The organism is Salmonella sp. 5800 (assembly GCF_046558195.1).
Lineage (GTDB): Bacteria > Pseudomonadota > Gammaproteobacteria > Enterobacterales > Enterobacteriaceae > Salmonella > Salmonella enterica.
The window spans coordinates 12958-31074 of the sequence record NZ_JBGDOX010000012.1 but is presented as its reverse complement, the minus strand read 5'-3'; the positions used below and the strand labels follow the sequence as shown (position 1 = coordinate 31074).

Genomic DNA, 18117 nt, shown 5'->3' with positions numbered 1-18117 from the left:
GCAGACGATGCCCAATATCGCCTGCATCACAGCGCCGTTTTACTGGCCGGATAAAGCGCTGACGCGACCCTCCGGCGCAAGGGCGCTTGTCACGCTGAAACGGCGTCGTCCAGCGAAGGACTCACCTGAACCACTTCGATTTGCTGGGATTGAAGTAAATTCTGTAATGCCGGACCGGGATACTCGTCCGTAAACAGAGCGGTAATCTGTGACACATTGCCGATCTCAACCGCCGCAGAAGCATGGTATTTCGTATGATCGGCGGCCAGCAGAATATGTCGCGAGTGGGCCATCATGGTTTTCACTACGCTGGCTTCGTTGACATCAAACTCCAGTAACGCGCCATCGCTCTCTATCGCGCCTACGCTGGTGACGAGATAGTCAGCCCGGAACCCCGCCACAAACGCCGCCGCGGATGGCCCGATAATGCCGCTATTATGCGGGCGCAGCGTGCCGCCAGGCACCATCACTTCAAAACGAGGGTTATTATAAAGAATGTGCGCGACGCGCAGGCTATTGGTGATAATGCGCAGATGATTATGGTTGAGCAGCGCGCGCGCCACCTGCTCAACCGTCGTTCCAATCGTGATAAATATCGTGGAGCCATCCGGAATATAGTCAGCCACGGCTTCCGCAATGGCTTTTTTCTCTTGCGTCCAGGAGACCTCTCGCTGCTCAAAGGCGGTATTGACCACACTGGACGCTCTGCCGGCGCCGCCGTGATGACGCGTAATCAGCCCCTGCTCGCTTAATTTACGAATATCGCGGCGAACCGTCTGGGTAGAGACCTCCAACAAACTGGCTAACTCATCGATATTCATATAGCCGCGTTCATCAATTAGCATTAACAGCCGATCGTGTCGCGGATTACCGGTCAGTTCGGTAAGACTCATGAGCATTCCTCTAAAAGCTTCCTACTGCTCATATTATACAAAAAGTGACAAGAAAGATCGGGTTTGCTCACAATCAGGGATACCCGCCCGGCCACCCGGGCGTGTACACTTCAGCGCGGCAACGCCGCTGGCGAATCTGACAGCCTCTTCGATGGCGTATCCGCTTGCCAGGCTAAATGCCAGTGCGCCATGAAAAACATCGCCCGCGCCGGTAGTATCCACCACCTCCACGGTAAAACCCGGTTGGTGGCGTACCGCCGCTTTTTCCAACCAGTTGCAGCCTTCACTGCCTCGCGTGACATAGACATGTCCATTTGTGAGCATTTGTGCTTTTTTTAGCGCATCAATGGCTTCGCTCATCCCCGTCAGGCGTGCCAGCCCTGGCTCGGAGAAGGCGGCGTGGTCGCTTAACGCCACCAGCTCGCTAATATCCTGCGGCGTAATATCGCCATCAAGAACAGTCATGACGCCAGCCTGACGCGCCAGCGTAAACGCCTGTTTTGCGCCGTCATGCCAGCGCACATCCGCCAACACCACATCCCACTGCGAAAAATCGATGTCGTTAAGCCAGTCGGCGTCAGGTAATAAATCCGGGCTGGGATAATTAACGATAATCCGCTCTCCTTTGGCATCCACCATAATCGCTGACTGCGACGACATGGCCTGCGTGTAGCGGCGGGTATAACGGGTATTTACCCCCAGGGATTCCAGTTCCGCCAGCAGGCTGTTTCCGGTGTCGTCATCGCCCACACGGCCAATAAAGTCCACCTGCGCGCCCAATTTCGCCGCAGCCACGGCAGCGGTCGCCGCAGGCCCGCCGCCCACTTCCGTATAGCGCTTCGCCACATATTTACCCCCTTCTGTCGGTAATCCTTCCACGTAATAGATGCGATCCATCACGGTAATACCTACACAAGCAATACGAACCATGGTCATTCCTCAAGCATTTTCGATGTGCTCATTTTAATTTCACGAAATGTTTAAAAAGTGACGGCTGTCAATTTTTTGACTATAAATTACAAATACGATCACAAACAGACATAAAAAGGCTCATTAATGACAAAAAATGACACCACCGTGTTCAGGAGAACGATATGGCAGTTATAGCATTTATCGGGTTGGGACAGATGGGCTCCCCTATGGCGAGCAATCTGCTAAAGCAGGGCCATCAACTCAGCGTCTTCGATGTTAATCCCGGCGCCGTACAGCGTCTGGTGGACAAAGGCGCGCAACCTGCAAGCAGCCCGGCTCAGGCAACCATCGGCGCTGAATTTGTTATCACCATGCTCCCGAACGGCGATCTGGTTCGTTCCGTTTTGTTTGGCGAGCAAGGCGTTTGTGAAACCCTTTCCCGTGAAGCGCTGGTCATTGATATGTCCACTATTCATCCGTTGCAAACCGATAAGCTGATTGCCGACATGCAGAGCAAAGGGTTCAGCATGATGGATGTGCCGGTAGGCCGGACATCAGACAACGCGATTACCGGCACATTGTTGCTGCTGGCAGGCGGTACGGCGGAGCAAGTAGAGCGTGCTACCCCTGTTCTGATGGCGATGGGTAATGAGCTGATCAACACCGGCGGCCCGGGAATGGGTATTCGCGTAAAACTGATCAACAACTACATGAGTATTGCGCTAAATGCGCTCTCCGCCGAAGCCGCCGTGCTGTGTGAAGCGCTGGGGCTTTCCTTCGACGTGGCTTTAAAAGTGATGAGCGGCACTGCCGCAGGCAAAGGGCATTTCACCACCACCTGGCCGAATAAAGTGATGAAAGGGGATCTGTCTCCCGCCTTCATGATCGATCTGGCGCACAAAGATCTTGGCATCGCGTTGGATGTCGCCAATCAACTGCACGTACCGATGCCGCTCGGCGCCGCCTCCCGTGAAGTTTATAACCTGGCGCGGGCCGCAGGCCGCGGTCGGGAAGACTGGAGCGCCATCCTGGAACAGGTGCGCATCAGCGCCGGGCTGACCGCCAACGTAAAAAAGTAACGACTGTATAAAGGAAAATTGAATGAACAACTACACCATCAAAGACATTACGCGAGCGTCCGGCGGGTTTGCCATGCTGGCTGTCGATCAGCGCGAGGCGATGCGTTTAATGTTTGCTGCTGCTGGTGCGAAAACACCCGTTGCCGATAGCGTGCTGACGGATTTCAAAGTGAATGCGGCGAAAATTCTTTCCCCGTATGCCTCTGCTGTTCTGCTGGATCAGCAGTTCTGTTATCGCCAGGCCGTAGAACAAAACGCGGTCGCTAAAAGCTGCGCCATGATCGTCGCGGCGGATGATTTCATCCCGGGCAACGGTATTCCCGTTGATAACGTGGTCATTGATAAAAAAATTAATGCGCAGGCGGTAAAACGGGATGGCGCGAAAGCCTTAAAACTGTTGGTGCTGTGGCGCAGCGACGAAGACGCGCAGCAGCGTCTGGATATGGTCAAAGAATTCAATGAATTATGTCACTCCAATGGTTTGCTGAGCATTATCGAACCGGTTGTACGTCCGCCGCGCTGCGGCGATAAGTTCGATCGCGAGCAGGCGATTATCGATGCGGCCAAAGAGCTGGGCGACAGCGGCGCCGATCTTTACAAAGTTGAAATGCCGCTCTACGGCAAAGGCGCGCGTTCCGATCTTCTTACCGCCTCACAACGCCTGAATGGGCATATCAATATGCCGTGGGTCATCCTCTCTTCCGGTGTGGACGAAAAACTGTTCCCTCGCGCGGTCAGGGTCGCCATGGAAGCTGGCGCATCCGGGTTCCTGGCGGGACGCGCGGTCTGGTCATCAGTGATTGGTCTACCGGATACCGAGCTGATGCTACGTGATGTTTCCGCGCCTAAATTGCAACGTTTAGGTGACATTGTCGATGAAATGATGGCTTGTCGCCGCTAATACGAGGATGAAAGAATGAAATGGTTTAACACATTGAGCCACAACCGCTGGCTGGAGCAGGAAACCGACCGCATCTTTAATTTCGGTAAAAACGCCGTGGTGCCGACAGGCTTCGGCTGGCTGGGAAATAAAGGGCAAATTAAAGAAGAGATGGGCACCCATCTTTGGATCACGGCGCGTATGCTGCACGTTTATTCCGTGGCGGCGTCGATGGGCCGACCGGGCGCTTATGATCTGGTCGATCATGGCATCAAAGCCATGAACGGCGCACTGCGCGACAAAAAATACGGCGGCTGGTATGCCTGCGTTAATGATCAGGGCGTGGTAGATGCCTCTAAACAGGGTTATCAACACTTCTTCGCCTTGCTGGGCGCGGCCAGCGCCGTCACGACCGGGCATCCTGAAGCCAGGAAATTGCTGGATTACACCATAGAAGTGATTGAGAAATACTTCTGGAGTGAAGAAGAGCAGATGTGCCTGGAGTCCTGGGACGAAGCCTTTAGCAAAACCGAAGATTACCGTGGCGGTAACGCCAATATGCACGCCGTCGAAGCGTTCCTGATTGTTTATGACGTTACCCATGACAAAAAATGGCTGGATCGCGCTATCAGAATCGCATCAGTCATTATTCATGATGTAGCCAGAAATAATCATTACCGTGTTAATGAACATTTCGATTCACAGTGGAATCCTATCCGCGACTATAACAAAGAAAATCCAGCACACCGTTTCCGTGCATTTGGCGGTACTCCAGGTCATTGGATCGAATGGGGTCGTTTAATGCTGCATATCCACGCAGCACTGGAAGCCAGATGCGAACAACCCCCTGCATGGCTGCTGGAAGACGCGAAAGGTTTGTTCCACGCTACGGTACGTGATGCCTGGGCTCCGGATGGAGCAGACGGCATTGTGTATACCGTTGATTGGGAAGGGAAACCCGTTGTACGTGAACGTGTACGCTGGCCAATTGTAGAAGCGATGGGGACAGCCTATGCCCTCTATACCGTAACAGGGGATCGTCAATACGAAACCTGGTATCAAACATGGTGGGATTACTGCATTAAATACCTGATGGACTATGAAAATGGTTCCTGGTGGCAAGAATTGGATGCTGACAACAAGGTGACCACTAAAGTCTGGGACGGTAAGCAGGATATATACCATCTTCTGCACTGTCTGGTAATTCCACGCATCCCGCTCGCTCCAGGGCTGGCACCAGCCGTAGCAGCAGGTTTGTTAGATATCAATGCGAAATAAATAAGCCTGGTAACGACGGCATATCAGCAAATAAACATTGCATATGCCGTTGTTTAGTAAGGGTATCTAATATTAAGGTGATATGTATGCATAGTGGTGGGAATACGATATTACTCGCTGCAGGTGATTACCGGGCGCAAATAGTTTCAGTGGGTGCCGGTCTTGCCGAATTAACCTGGCAGGGCAAGCATCTGGTTATACCTCATAAACCAGAAGAGATGCCTCTTGCTCATCTTGGTAAGGTATTAATCCCTTGGCCAAATCGTATTGCCAATGGTATCTATCAGCATGATGGGCATGAGTATCAGTTGCCGATTAATGAACATGGCTCTAACGCCGCTATTCACGGCTTGCTTGCATGGAGAGACTGGCAAGTTGATGAATTAACAGCCACAAAAGCCTCGTTCTCCATATTTTTACCGCCAAGCTATGGCTACCCATTCGCATTGATTTCGCAGGTTATTTACTCACTGGACGCAACAACAGGGCTGTCCGTTGAAATAATTAGCCAAAATATCGGCGATAAACCAGCACCTTATGGCGTCGGTGTTCACCCCTATTTAACCTGTGACTTAGCACCTGTTGATGATTATACGCTGCAACTTCCTGCAAAAGAGGTTTTTGCTTTCGATACACAGTCTAACTCATCAACGTTACTACGCGTCGATGAGCTGAATCTGGACTATTCCATCCAACAAAAAATTGGTGATAAACGGATTGATCATACTTTCAAAACTTACAGCGAGCGATGGGAGGCGAAAATTATTAACCATCAACACGAACTGGCTGTTAGTTTATGTTCCGATCAACCGTGGCTTCAGGTCTATAGTGGCGAAAAGTTGAATCGCCGGGGATTAGCTATCGAACCGATGAGTTGTCCGCCGAATGCCTTTAATTCTGGGATCGACTTACTATTACTTAAACCAAAACAACAGCATATATTGTTTTTTAATATTTGTGGTGAATGCATATAGTTCATGTATTTATTTGTGCAGGATACCTATTACCCTGACTTAAAACAGTCAAAGTAATATTTTAGAATTTGATAATGAAGGAATTATAATGGATTTCTTTAATTTATTTACACCTGATGGCGTGATGTTGGAACCTGGTGTTATATACACCGTTATCGCCTTAATGTTTCTTTATACATTCGTAGGAATATGTGCTGGCTTTGGTGGTGGATTGACTACCATGCCGCTCATAACCCTAATGCTACCTGTAAAAATGGCAACACCACTTTCTGTTATTGTCGGAACAGCGACCGCCATTTATGCCACATGGTTATCTCGTAAAGAAACGGACTGGCGATCGGCTGCCGTTCTTATCGGCTTCTCTTTTCTTGGCATTCCGGTAGGTTTATATGCACTTTCCTATCTACCTGATCACATAATGAAAATAGGATTGGGTGGTTTTCTTATTCTCTACTCATTCTACAGTATGTTTATTCCCCGTCTACCCATCTATGACAGACGTTGGATTGCTGCACCGTTAGGGGCGATAGCTGGGGCGCTAGGAGCGGCCTTTTCCACAAATGGACCGCCAGTTGTGATGTATGGAATGCTACGTAACCTTGGCCCAGCCGCTTTTCGCGGTACGCTGAATGCATTCTTTACGGCAAACAATATTGCAGTTGTCGGCGGCCTGGCAACCAGTGGAATATTAACAATTTCAACATTTAAACTGGTTATTTTCTGTATCCCTACCATGATACTCGGTTCCTTAGTCGGGCAATATGTTCATAAGCGTATTTCGGTAAAAGTATTCCGCGTTTTAGTATTTTTATTATTAATTGCTTCGGGTGCAATGTTAATAAAAGGTGCATTAGGTGTTTCAGCGGCTACTGCGCTTCTACCACCATTTGTACTGTTGGCAATATTACAAATACTTTTAGGCAAAAAAATTGCTGAGATTCGTAAAGTGGATGCCAGCAAATAATAAGTGCTTGCTTTGTTCAGGCGCTACTTCAAGAGTAGCGCATAACTATTTAAGGCTAATGAATAATAACGAATCATAAACAATCAGTATGCTCGCGTTCCTCAATTTCATGGAGAATATTTTATGAGCACGCAAAGTAAGCATTTATCCTCTGTCCTGATAGAAAAGAACATTGAGGGCTTTACGCTGACGTACCACCAGCGCCTGATTTTACGCCACAGCGCCGAAAACCCCTGTCTGTGGATTGGCGAGGGCGTTGCCGACATTGATATGTTCCGCGGCAACTTCAGCATCAAAGACAAACTTAACGAGAAGATTGCATTAACAGAGGCCACGGTCAGCGAGCTACCCGACGGCTGGCTGGTACAATTCAGCCGTGGCGCAACAATTAGCGCCACCCTTCGCATCTCCGCCGATGAGGCGGGACGCCTGACGTTGGATCTGCAAAACGACGACCTGCACCATAACCGTATCTGGTTACGCCTCGCGGCTAATCCAGACGACCATATCTACGGCTGCGGCGAACAGTTCTCTTATTTCGATTTGCGCGGCAAGCCGTTCCCGCTGTGGACCAGCGAACAGGGCGTTGGCCGTAATAAAACCAGCTATGTCACCTGGCAGGCAGACTGTAAAGAGAATGCCGGCGGCGACTATTACTGGACCTTCTTCCCGCAACCGACCTTTGTCAGCACGCAGAAGTATTACTGCCACGTCGATAATAGCTGCTATATGAATTTCGACTTCAGCGCGCCGGAGTATCACGAACTGGCGCTGTGGGAAGATAAAACTACGCTGCGTTTTGAGTGTGCCGCCACCTACATCGCCCTGCTGGAAAAACTGACTGCGCTGTTAGGCCGCCAGCCGGAGCTGCCGGACTGGGTTTACAACGGCGTCACGCTAGGCATTCAGGGCGGTACGGAAGTTTGCCAGCAAAAACTGGATACCATGCGCAACGCAGGCGTAAAAGTGAACGGTATTTGGGCGCAGGACTGGTCCGGTATCCGCATGACCTCCTTTGGCAAGCGCGTGATGTGGAACTGGAAGTGGAATAGCGACAACTATCCACAGCTGGATAGCCGGATCAAACAGTGGAAAGAAGAAGGCGTACAGTTCCTCTCTTATATCAACCCATACGTCGCCAGTGATAAAGACCTCTGCGCTGAGGCGGCGAAACACGGCTATCTGGCGAAAGACGCCACGGGCGGCGACTATCTGGTCGAGTTTGGCGAATTCTATGGCGGCGTGGTCGATCTGACCAATCCTGAAGCTTACGACTGGTTCAAAGACGTCATCAAAAAGAACATGATCGCGCTCGGCTGCAGCGGCTGGATGGCGGATTTCGGCGAATATCTGCCGACCGACACGTATCTGCACAACGGCGTCAGCGCCGAGATCATGCATAACGCCTGGCCTGCGCTGTGGGCGAAATGTAACTACGAAGCGCTACAGGAGACCGGCAAACTCGGCGAGATCCTGTTCTTTATGCGTGCGGGTTACACCGGCAGTCAGAAATATTCCACCATGATGTGGGCAGGCGACCAGAACGTTGACTGGAGCCTTGATGATGGTCTGGCCTCTGTAGTGCCTGCGGCATTGTCGCTGGCGATGACCGGCCATGGTCTGCATCACAGCGATATCGGCGGCTACACCACCCTGTTTGACATGAAACGCAGCAAAGAGTTGCTGCTGCGCTGGTGCGATTTCAGCGCCTTTACGCCGATGATGCGCACCCATGAAGGCAACCGCCCCGGCGATAACTGGCAGTTTGACGGCGACGCGGAAACTATTGCCCACTTTGCCCGCATGACCACCGTCTTTACCACGCTGAAACCGTATCTCAAGCAGGCGGTGGCGCAAAACGCGGCTACCGGTCTGCCGGTCATGCGTCCGCTATTCCTGCACTACGAGAACGATGCCACAACCTACACCCTGAAATATCAATATCTGCTCGGTCAGGATCTGCTGGTCGCGCCGGTTCACGAGCAGGGGCGTTGCGACTGGACGCTGTACCTGCCGGAAGATCACTGGGTGAATATCTGGACCGGCGAAGTTCACCACGGCGGTGACATTACCGTGGATGCGCCCATTGGCAAGCCGCCGGTCTTCTATCGCGCAAAGAGCGAGTGGGCTTCACTTTTTGCTTCTTTACGGAATATCTAATACGGCTCGCCCGCAGGGAAACCTGCGGGCAGATGGAGAAAAATAATGAGTCAGACCTCTGCTGATCCGGCAACGCTACGCCTGCCGCTTAAAGAAAAAATAGCTTATGGCATAGGCGATCTGGGTTCCAATATTCTGCTGGATATTGGCACACTCTATTTGTTGAAATTCTACACAGATGTCCTCGGTCTTCCGGGAACCTATGGTGGGATTATTTTCTTAATCGCTAAATTCTTTACCGCATTTGCCGATATGGGCACTGGTATTGTGCTCGACTCGCGGCGAAAAATAGGACCGAAAGGTAAATTTCGCCCGTTCGTTCTGTATGGCTCATTCCCAGTAGCACTGTTGGCTACAGCCAACTTTATAGGAACACCGTTAGAAATTACGGGCAAAACGGTCGTCGCAACGCTGCTGTTTATGCTGTATGGATTATGCTACAGCCTAATGAACTGCTCTTATGGCGCGATGGTGCCAGCTATAACCAAAAATCCAAATGAACGTGCCTCGCTGGCAGCCTGGCGCCAGGGCGGATCCACCTTAGGCCTTCTCATTGGCACCGTTGCTTTTGTACCAGTAATGAATTTGATTGAAGGCAATCAACAATTGCAATATGGCGTAACCGCTGCTCTTTTCTCGTTATGCGGGCTGCTATTTATGTGGCTTTGCTATGCGGGTGTCAAAGAGCGTTATGTCGAGGTCAAACAGGCTGATTCCGCACAAAAAGCAGGAATTTTGCAATCCTTTCGCGCCATCGCCGGTAACCGCCCGTTGTTTATTCTGTGCGTCGCCAACCTTTGCACCCTTGCGGCATTTAATGTCAAACTGGCGATTCAGGTCTACTACACCCAGTACGTGCTGAACGATCCGATTCTGTTGTCCTATATGGGATTCTTCAGTATGGGTTGTATCTTCATCGGCGTATTTTTAATGCCTACCGCTGTACGCCGTTTTGGTAAGAAAAAAGTCTATATCGGCGGACTGCTAATTTGGGCCGTGGGTGATTTGCTTAACTACAGCTTCGGCGACAGTTCGGTGAGCTTCGTGGCCTTCTCCTGTCTGGCATTCTTTGGTTCAGCATTCGTCAACAGCCTGAACTGGGCGCTAGTCTCGGACACAGTGGAATATGGTGAATGGCGTACAGGTGTTCGTTCCGAAGGGACGGTCTATACCGGGCTCACCTTCTTTCGCAAAATGTCCCAAGCGTTGGCTGGATTTTTTCCCGGATGGATGCTTACTCAAATTGGCTACATACCCAACGTGGTGCAATCAACCAGCACTGTTGAAGGATTACGTCAGTTGATCTTCATATATCCTTGTGCCCTCGCAGTGTTGGCCATGATTACAATGGGCTGTTTTTACAACCTTAACGAGAAAATGTACATACGTATCGTTGAGGAAATAGAAGCACGTAAACGTACTGCTTAACAATAATAATGACTGATGCCCTTCGGGGCGTTGTAAGGAGTGGTTATGCCTGACCATGATCCGCTAACGCTAAAACTAAGCTTGAGAGAAAAACTCGCTTACGGTGCGGGTGATATTGGCTCTAATCTAATGCTAAGCATTGGCACATTATATTTGCTCAAGTTTTACACAGATGAGCTAGGAATGCCTGCATATTATGGCGGGGTTATTTTCCTCATAGCAAAATTCTTTACTGCATTTACAGATATGCTAACCGGATTTCTTCTCGATTCTCAAAAAAACATTGGAATCAGAGGGAAATTTAGACCTTTCATTCTGTATGCAGCAGTACCATCAGCAATTATTGCGACAGTTCAGTTTATTGCTACAACATTTAGTCTGCCGATAAAGACCGCTATTGCTACCGGTCTATTTATGTTATTCGGACTGTTTTACAGTCTAATGAACTGTTCATATGGCGCTATGATCCCAGCAATAACAAAAAATCCAAATGAACGCGCACAACTGGCAGCTTTTCGGCAGGGAGGGGCAACAATAGGATTATTAATCTGTACGGTTGCTTTTATTCCACTTCAATCTTTATTCTCTACAACTACCATTGGTTATGGTTATGCAGCCTTAACTTTCTCTATCTTTGGTTTCATTTTTATTATGTTATGTTATAAAGGAACCAAAGAACATTACATTGAGCCCCCATCGCCGGGACATAAGGCAAGCATCATCAAATCATTTTGTGCAATTTTTCACAACCCACCACTATTAGTTCTATGCATTGCAAATTTGTGTACACTAGCAGCATTTAATATCAAGCTCGCTATTCAGGTTTATTATACCCAATATGTACTAAATGACATTAACCTATTATCCTGGATGGGTTTTTTTAGTATGGGCTGTGTAATTATTGGTGTTTTGTTAGTTCCCTGGACCGTAAAATGCTTTGGCAAGAAACGCGTGTATTTAGCAGGTATGCTTTTATGGGCCGCGGGCGATGTTTTAAATTATTTTTGGGGTTATAACTCCTTTTATTTTGTCATTTTCTCTTGTATCGCCTTCTTCGGTACTGCTTTCGTCAACAGCCTGAACTGGGCGCTGGTTCCGGATACGGTTGACTACGGTGAATGGAAAACGGGTATTCGCGCTGAAGGCTCGGTGTATACGGGTTATACCTTTTCCCGCAAAATTTCCGCTGCGCTTGCTGGCTTTTTGCCAGGTATTATGCTGACGCAAATCGGTTATATCCCCAACATAGCTCAAAGTGACACCACGTTGCTTGGTTTGCGTCAGCTCATTTTTTTATGGCCTTGCGGTCTTGCCATTATCGCAGCACTAACGATGGGCTTTTTTTATAAGCTCAATGAACAACGTTTCGCTTTTATTATCGAGGAAATTGCCCAACGAAAGAAAACAGGTAATCAAATTGTCGCGACTAATAATAAACAAAGTATTTCTACTGTAAATAATTAAACGACGCTTGCCGCTTTATCCATCCCGATGGATGGCGGCTTCCCTATATTTGAAAAATGGATTTATTATGAAATCTCTGAATACTCTAGTGATATTAACTTCAGTAATATCCACCTCTGTTTTTGCTGGCGCTTATGTAGAAAACCGTGAGGCCTATAACCTGGCGTCTGACCAAATGGAGTTTATGCTGCGCGTCGGCTATAACTCCGATATGGGGGCCGGAATTATGTTGACCAATACCTATACGCTACAGCGTGATGATGAATTAAAGCACGGTTATAATGAGATTGAGGGCTGGTATCCATTATTTAAACCTACAGATAAATTAACCATCCAGCCTGGCGGGTTAATAAACGACAAAAGCATTGGTTCCGGCGGCGCCGTCTATCTGGATGTTAACTATAAATTTACCCCGTGGTTTAATCTTACGGTACGTAACCGATATAATCACAATAATTATAGTTCAACCGATTTGAATGGCGAACTGGATAATAATGACAGCTATGAAATCGGTAACTATTGGAATTTTATCATTACCGATAAATTTTCTTATACCTTTGAACCACACTATTTTTATAACGTTAATGATTTTAATAGTAGTAATGGTACGAAGCATCATTGGGAAATCACCAATACCTTCCGTTATCGTATCAATGAACACTGGTTGCCCTATTTTGAATTACGCTGGTTAGATCGTAACGTGGGCCCCTACCATAGAGAGCAAAACCAGATTCGTATCGGGGCGAAGTATTTCTTCTGATATTATCGCCTCTATTTTCCGAATCTGCATCACAGCGGGTAGTTGTTCTGCCCGCTCACTCATCCTGAATCAGACTCCCGATATCCCGCCCCTAAGCGCCATGATAATATTCACAAAGCGTTTTACCATATTCATGCTTATAGAGAAGGGAAACAAATAAATAAGCGATTTAATATTGATTGGGACAATGAATTAACCCAGGAACAGCTCATTAATTTGATTTTAACCGATGAAGATCTGCCAAAGCTTCGCTCACTGACCATTGTCATTGGTCGGCATAATACGCCAGCGATTGCTGATTTTTTGACGACCTTATCTCTTTATCAATGTGAATAAAAAAACCCCGCCGAGTTTTCATTTCGGCAGGGTTTTTATCCGTAAGAGCGTTAATTACTCTTCTTTCTGACCACGGTTCGCACGGCGGCGATCGTTTTCCGTCAGGTGACGTTTACGGATACGGATAGAGGTTGGGGTAACTTCTACCAGTTCGTCGTCATCAATGAACTCCAGCGCTTGCTCAAGGCTCATTTTAATTGGCGGAACCAGAATCACCGCTTCATCCGTACCGGACGCACGCATGTTGGTCAGTTTCTTACCGGTCAGGCAGTTTACCGTCAGGTCGTTGGAGCGACTGTGAATACCAATAATCTGGCCTTCGTAAACTTCCGCGCCGTGACCCAGGAACAGCTTACCGCGATCCTGCAAACCGAACAGCGCAAACGCCACCGCTTTACCCTGACCGTTGGAGATCAGTACGCCGTTCTGACGCTGGCCCACTTCACCCGGACGAATATCGTCGTAATGGCTGAAGGTGGAGTACAGCAGACCCGTACCGGAAGTCATGGTCATGAATTCTGAACGGAAACCAATCAGCCCACGGCTTGGGATCACGTAGTCGAGACGTACGCGGCCTTTACCGTCCGGATTCATGTTTTTCAGGTCGCCTTTACGCTCGCCCAGCGCCTGCATGACAGACCCCTGGTGCTGCTCTTCGACGTCCAGCGTCACGTTTTCGTACGGCTCTTGTTTACGACCGTCGATTTCACGGAAGATAACTTTCGGACGGGAAACCGCCAGTTCGAAACCTTCACGACGCATATTTTCAATCAGCACGGACAGGTGCAGTTCGCCACGACCGGATACACGGAACGCATCCGCATCTTCGGTTTCTTCAACGCGCAGCGCCACGTTATGCACCAGCTCTTTGTTCAGACGGTCAAGAATCTGACGAGAAGTCACAAACTTACCTTCTTTACCGCAGAACGGCGAGGTGTTAACGCAGAAGAACATAGACACGGTCGGCTCATCAACGGACAGCGCCGGCAGCGCTTCAACGTTCTGCGGGTCGCAGATGGTGTCGGAAATGTTCAGCTCGCCCAGACCGGTGATCGCAATGATATCGCCCGCTTCGGCGATATCGCTGTCGATACGCTCCAGACCCAGATGCGTCAGCACTTTACCTACTTTCGCGTTACGGGTTTTCCCTTCACTATCGATGATAGTGACCTGCTGGTTCGGCTTCACTTTGCCGCGTTTGATACGGCCGATGCCGATAACGCCAACGTAGTTGTTGTAGTCCAGCTGGGAGATCTGCATCTGCAACGGACCATCGAGGTCAACGTCCGGCGCCGGAACATGATCAATGATCGCCTGATACAGCGGGGTCATGTCTTCCGCCATATCTTCGTGGTCCAGACCCGCGATACCGTTCAGCGCCGAAGCGTAGATGATCGGGAAGTCCAGCTGTTCGTCGGTCGCGTCGAGGTTAACAAACAGGTCGAATACCTGGTCAACAACCCAGTCAGGGCGCGCGCCAGGACGGTCAACCTTGTTGATAACCACAATAGGTTTCAGGCCATGAGCAAAGGCTTTTTTGGTCACGAAGCGCGTTTGCGGCATCGGGCCGTCAAATGCGTCAACCACCAGCAGCACAGAGTCAACCATGGACATGACGCGCTCTACTTCACCACCGAAGTCAGCGTGCCCGGGAGTATCAACGATGTTGATACGGTAATCATTCCATTTAATAGCGGTGTTTTTAGCGAGGATAGTAATACCACGCTCTTTCTCCAAATCGTTGGAGTCCATCACTCGCTCTTGAGTTTCGGCACGCGCGTCGAACGTACCGGATTGCTGGAGCAGCTTATCAACCAGGGTAGTTTTACCATGGTCAACGTGCGCGATGATGGCGATGTTACGCAAATTTTCGATCACAACTTTGCCTCAGGCATTAGAAATAGCGCGTTATTGTACACGGATTAATCGCACTACAAAACAGGATCACAAACATCCTCCGCAAACAAGTATTGCAGAGTCTCTTTGTGATCGCTTTCACGGAGCGTTAAAAGGGTGGCTTGCGTTCTATTGCACCAATGTGGTGCTCAATGTTCACATTAAAGCACTATTTTGGTGCAACATAGTCACCGTGGTGCAGCCCTTTTGCACGATGGTACGCATGATAACGCCTTTTGGGGGCAATGTGAAAGTTGGCACAGATTTCGCTTTATATTTTTACGGCGACACGGCCAGCAGAATTGAAGATCTCGTTACCACGACGACCGACCATGACCAATCCGGGAGAGTACAAGTATGTCCGCTGAACACGTTTTGACGATGCTGAACGAGCACGAAGTGAAGTTTGTCGATCTGCGCTTCACCGATACCAAAGGCAAAGAACAGCACGTCACGATTCCTGCTCATCAGGTAAATGCCGAATTCTTTGAAGAAGGCAAAATGTTTGACGGCTCCTCTATCGGCGGCTGGAAAGGCATTAACGAATCCGACATGGTGCTGATGCCAGACGCATCCACCGCAGTGATTGACCCGTTCTTCGCGGACTCTACCCTGATTATCCGTTGCGACATCCTGGAGCCTGGCACTCTGCAAGGTTATGACCGTGACCCACGTTCCATCGCAAAACGTGCGGAAGACTACCTGCGCGCGACCGGTATCGCCGATACCGTCCTGTTTGGGCCGGAACCTGAATTCTTCCTGTTCGACGACATCCGCTTCGGCGCATCTATCTCCGGCTCACATGTTGCGATTGACGATATTGAAGGCGCCTGGAACTCCTCTACCAAGTACGAAGGCGGCAACAAAGGCCATCGTCCGGGCGTGAAAGGCGGTTATTTCCCGGTTCCGCCAGTCGACTCCGCGCAGGATATCCGTTCTGAAATGTGTCTGGTCATGGAGCAGATGGGCCTGGTCGTTGAAGCGCACCACCACGAAGTAGCGACCGCAGGTCAGAACGAAGTGGCGACCCGCTTTAACACCATGACCAAAAAAGCCGACGAAATTCAGATTTACAAATATGTCGTACATAACGTGGCTCACCGCTTCGGTAAGACCGCGACCTTTATGCCAAAACCGATGTTCGGCGATAACGGTTCCGGTATGCACTGCCACATGTCGCTGGCGAAGAACGGCACCAACCTGTTCTCTGGCGACAAATATGCCGGCCTGTCTGAACAAGCGCTGTACTACATCGGCGGCGTCATCAAACACGCCAAAGCCATCAACGCCCTGGCGAACCCGACCACCAACTCCTACAAGCGTCTGGTCCCGGGTTACGAAGCGCCGGTGATGCTGGCCTACTCCGCCCGTAACCGTTCCGCCTCCATCCGTATTCCGGTGGTGGCGTCTCCGAAAGCGCGCCGTATCGAAGTTCGCTTCCCGGACCCGGCGGCTAACCCGTATCTGTGCTTTGCCGCCCTGCTGATGGCCGGTCTGGACGGGATTAAGAATAAGATTCACCCGGGCGAAGCCATGGACAAAAACCTGTATGACCTGCCGCCGGAAGAAGCGAAAGAGATCCCACAGGTAGCGGGTTCTCTGGAAGAAGCGCTGAACGCGCTGGACCTGGACCGCGAGTTCCTGAAAGCAGGCGGCGTGTTCACTGATGAAGCGATCGATGCGTATATTGCGCTGCGTCGCGAAGAAGATGACCGCGTGCGTATGACCCCGCACCCGGTAGAGTTTGAGCTGTACTACAGCGTTTAATCGTATATTAAAAATCCGACGAATTTCGCGTTGCTGCAAGGCGGCAACTGAGCACATCCCCAGGAGCATAGATAGCGATGTGACCGGGGTAAGCGAAGGCAGCCAACGCAGCAGCAGCGTGAAAGGCGTCAGGAGTTTTTGAGTTGCCGTGGAAACTTTCAGCCCATCCCAGGATGGGCTTTTTTCTCCACCAACAATCTGATCTCACGCGCTTTTTAGTGGTAAAAAGCTATAATGCACTAAAATGGTGCAACCTTTTCCAGGAGACTGCTGAATGGCAAGCGGCATACAGCCCGATGCTGGGCAGATCCTCAATTCGTTAATCAACAGCGTGCTGGTGGTCGACGACGCGCTGGCAATCCATTACGCCAACCCTGCCGCGCAGCAGTTGCTCGCGCAAAGCTCACGCAAACTGTTCGGGACGCCGTTACCTGAACTGTTGAGCTATTTTTCGTTAAACATTGACCTGATGCGCGAAAGTTTAGCGGCAGGGCAAGGCTTTACCGATAACGAAGTGACGCTGGTGATTGATAGTCGCTCGCATATTCTCTCTTTGACCGCCCAACGTCTGCCCGACGATTTTATACTGCTCGAAATGGCGCCGATGGATAACCAGCGTCGTCTGAGTCAGGAGCAGTTGCAGCACGCGCAGCAAATCGCCGCCCGCGATCTGGTGCGCGGTCTGGCGCACGAAATCAAAAATCCGCTCGGCGGCCTGCGCGGCGCGGCGCAGCTACTCAGCAAGGCGCTGCCCGACCCGGCGCTAATGGAATATACCAAAGTCATCATTGAACAGGCCGACAGGCTACGCAACCTTGTCGATCGTTTGCTGGGGCCGCAGCACCCGGGAATGCACATTACCGAGAGCATACATAAAGTCGCGGAGCGCGTGGTGGCGCTGGTGTCGATGGAACTGCCGGATAATGTCCGGCTTATCCGCGATTACGACCCCAGTCTGCCAGAACTGCCGCACGATCCGGAACAAATTGAGCAAGTACTGCTGAATATTGTCCGCAATGCCTTGCAGGCGCTGGGGCCGGATGGCGGCGAAATTACGCTGCGTACCCGTACCGCCTTCCAGTTAACGCTGCATGGCGAACGCTATCGCCTGGCGGCGCGTATAGACGTTGAAGACAATGGGCCGGGCATTCCTCCCCATTTACAGGATACGCTGTTCTACCCGATGGTCAGCGGTCGCGAAGGCGGCACCGGGCTTGGGTTATCTATCGCCCGCAATCTTATCGATCAACACGCCGGCAAAATTGAATTTACCAGTTGGCCGGGGCATACCGAGTTTTCGGTTTACCTGCCGATTCGGAAATAGAG

Annotated in this window: 14 protein-coding genes and 2 pseudogenes; 13 read left to right on the top strand and 3 right to left on the bottom strand. The window is 50.2% G+C overall.

The window, feature by feature from the left end; genetic code table 11:
- Positions 1–89 precede the first annotated feature (89 nt).
- Positions 90–893 carry a DeoR/GlpR family DNA-binding transcription regulator gene (locus ACLJZ5_RS19085; RefSeq protein WP_000059693.1) on the bottom strand — a complete coding sequence of 268 codons (804 nt, stop codon included), beginning with the start codon at positions 891–893 and terminating at the stop codon, positions 90–92.
- 33 nt (positions 894–926) lie between these two features.
- Positions 927–1823, bottom strand: a complete 897-nt coding sequence (locus ACLJZ5_RS19080) for a sugar kinase (RefSeq protein WP_024798558.1) — start codon at positions 1821–1823, stop codon at positions 927–929.
- Positions 1824–1987: 164 nt separating this feature from the next.
- Here ACLJZ5_RS19080 and yihU point away from each other — a divergent pair, with 164 nt between their 5' ends.
- The 11 genes and pseudogenes from yihU to ACLJZ5_RS19025 form a co-directional block, all read left to right on the top strand.
- A complete protein-coding gene (gene yihU, locus ACLJZ5_RS19075) occupies positions 1988–2884 on the top strand; it encodes a sulfolactaldehyde 3-reductase (protein WP_024798130.1) in 897 nt (298 codons plus the stop codon).
- A gap of 22 nt (positions 2885–2906) precedes the next feature.
- Positions 2907–3785, top strand: coding sequence for a sulfofructosephosphate aldolase (yihT, locus tag ACLJZ5_RS19070; RefSeq protein ID WP_001067412.1), 879 nt, complete (start codon positions 2907–2909; stop codon positions 3783–3785).
- A gap of 15 nt (positions 3786–3800) precedes the next feature.
- The gene (gene yihS, locus ACLJZ5_RS19065) at positions 3801–5042 is read left to right on the top strand and encodes a sulfoquinovose isomerase (protein WP_000870940.1); all 1242 of its coding nucleotides are present in this window, start codon (positions 3801–3803) and stop codon (positions 5040–5042) included.
- An 86-nt stretch (positions 5043–5128) separates the two neighbouring features.
- Positions 5129–6016: an aldose-1-epimerase gene (locus ACLJZ5_RS19060; protein WP_049826038.1), complete on the top strand. Its 888-nt coding sequence runs from the start codon at positions 5129–5131 to the stop codon at positions 6014–6016.
- Between the two features lie 88 nt (positions 6017–6104).
- Positions 6105–6980, top strand: coding sequence for a sulfite exporter TauE/SafE family protein (locus ACLJZ5_RS19055; protein WP_000345334.1), 876 nt, complete (start codon positions 6105–6107; stop codon positions 6978–6980).
- Between the two features lie 123 nt (positions 6981–7103).
- Positions 7104–9140 carry an alpha-glucosidase gene (locus ACLJZ5_RS19050; protein WP_024798128.1) on the top strand — a complete coding sequence of 679 codons (2037 nt, stop codon included), beginning with the start codon at positions 7104–7106 and terminating at the stop codon, positions 9138–9140.
- Positions 9141–9185: 45 nt separating this feature from the next.
- A complete protein-coding gene (locus tag ACLJZ5_RS19045; RefSeq protein ID WP_000084233.1) occupies positions 9186–10568 on the top strand; it encodes an MFS transporter in 1383 nt (460 codons plus the stop codon).
- Positions 10569–10613: 45 nt separating this feature from the next.
- Positions 10614–12032: an MFS transporter gene (locus ACLJZ5_RS19040; RefSeq protein ID WP_001112785.1), complete on the top strand. Its 1419-nt coding sequence runs from the start codon at positions 10614–10616 to the stop codon at positions 12030–12032.
- A 67-nt stretch (positions 12033–12099) separates the two neighbouring features.
- Positions 12100–12792 (top strand): porin OmpL, encoded by a 693-nt coding sequence (gene ompL / locus ACLJZ5_RS19035; protein WP_000838828.1) that lies wholly within the window; start codon positions 12100–12102, stop codon positions 12790–12792.
- A 156-nt stretch (positions 12793–12948) separates the two neighbouring features.
- A pseudogene (locus tag ACLJZ5_RS19030) lies at positions 12949–13056 on the top strand (cytoplasmic protein); the annotation flags it as partial.
- A pseudogene (locus ACLJZ5_RS19025) lies at positions 13057–13128 on the top strand (hypothetical protein); the annotation flags it as partial.
- A 54-nt stretch (positions 13129–13182) separates the two neighbouring features.
- On the opposite strand, the gene typA reads toward ACLJZ5_RS19025, so the two are convergent.
- Positions 13183–15006, bottom strand: a complete 1824-nt coding sequence (gene typA / locus ACLJZ5_RS19020; RefSeq protein ID WP_000572060.1) for a ribosome-dependent GTPase TypA — start codon at positions 15004–15006, stop codon at positions 13183–13185.
- Positions 15007–15381: 375 nt separating this feature from the next.
- Here typA and glnA point away from each other — a divergent pair, with 375 nt between their 5' ends.
- Together glnA and glnL are read left to right on the top strand one after the other, a co-directional pair.
- Complete coding sequence (gene glnA, locus ACLJZ5_RS19015) at positions 15382–16791, top strand: glutamate--ammonia ligase (RefSeq protein ID WP_001271699.1); 1410 nt, start codon at positions 15382–15384, stop codon at positions 16789–16791.
- 274 nt (positions 16792–17065) lie between these two features.
- Complete coding sequence (gene glnL / locus ACLJZ5_RS19010; RefSeq protein WP_000146189.1) at positions 17066–18115, top strand: nitrogen regulation protein NR(II); 1050 nt, start codon at positions 17066–17068, stop codon at positions 18113–18115.
- The last annotated feature ends 2 nt before the right edge of the window (positions 18116–18117 follow it).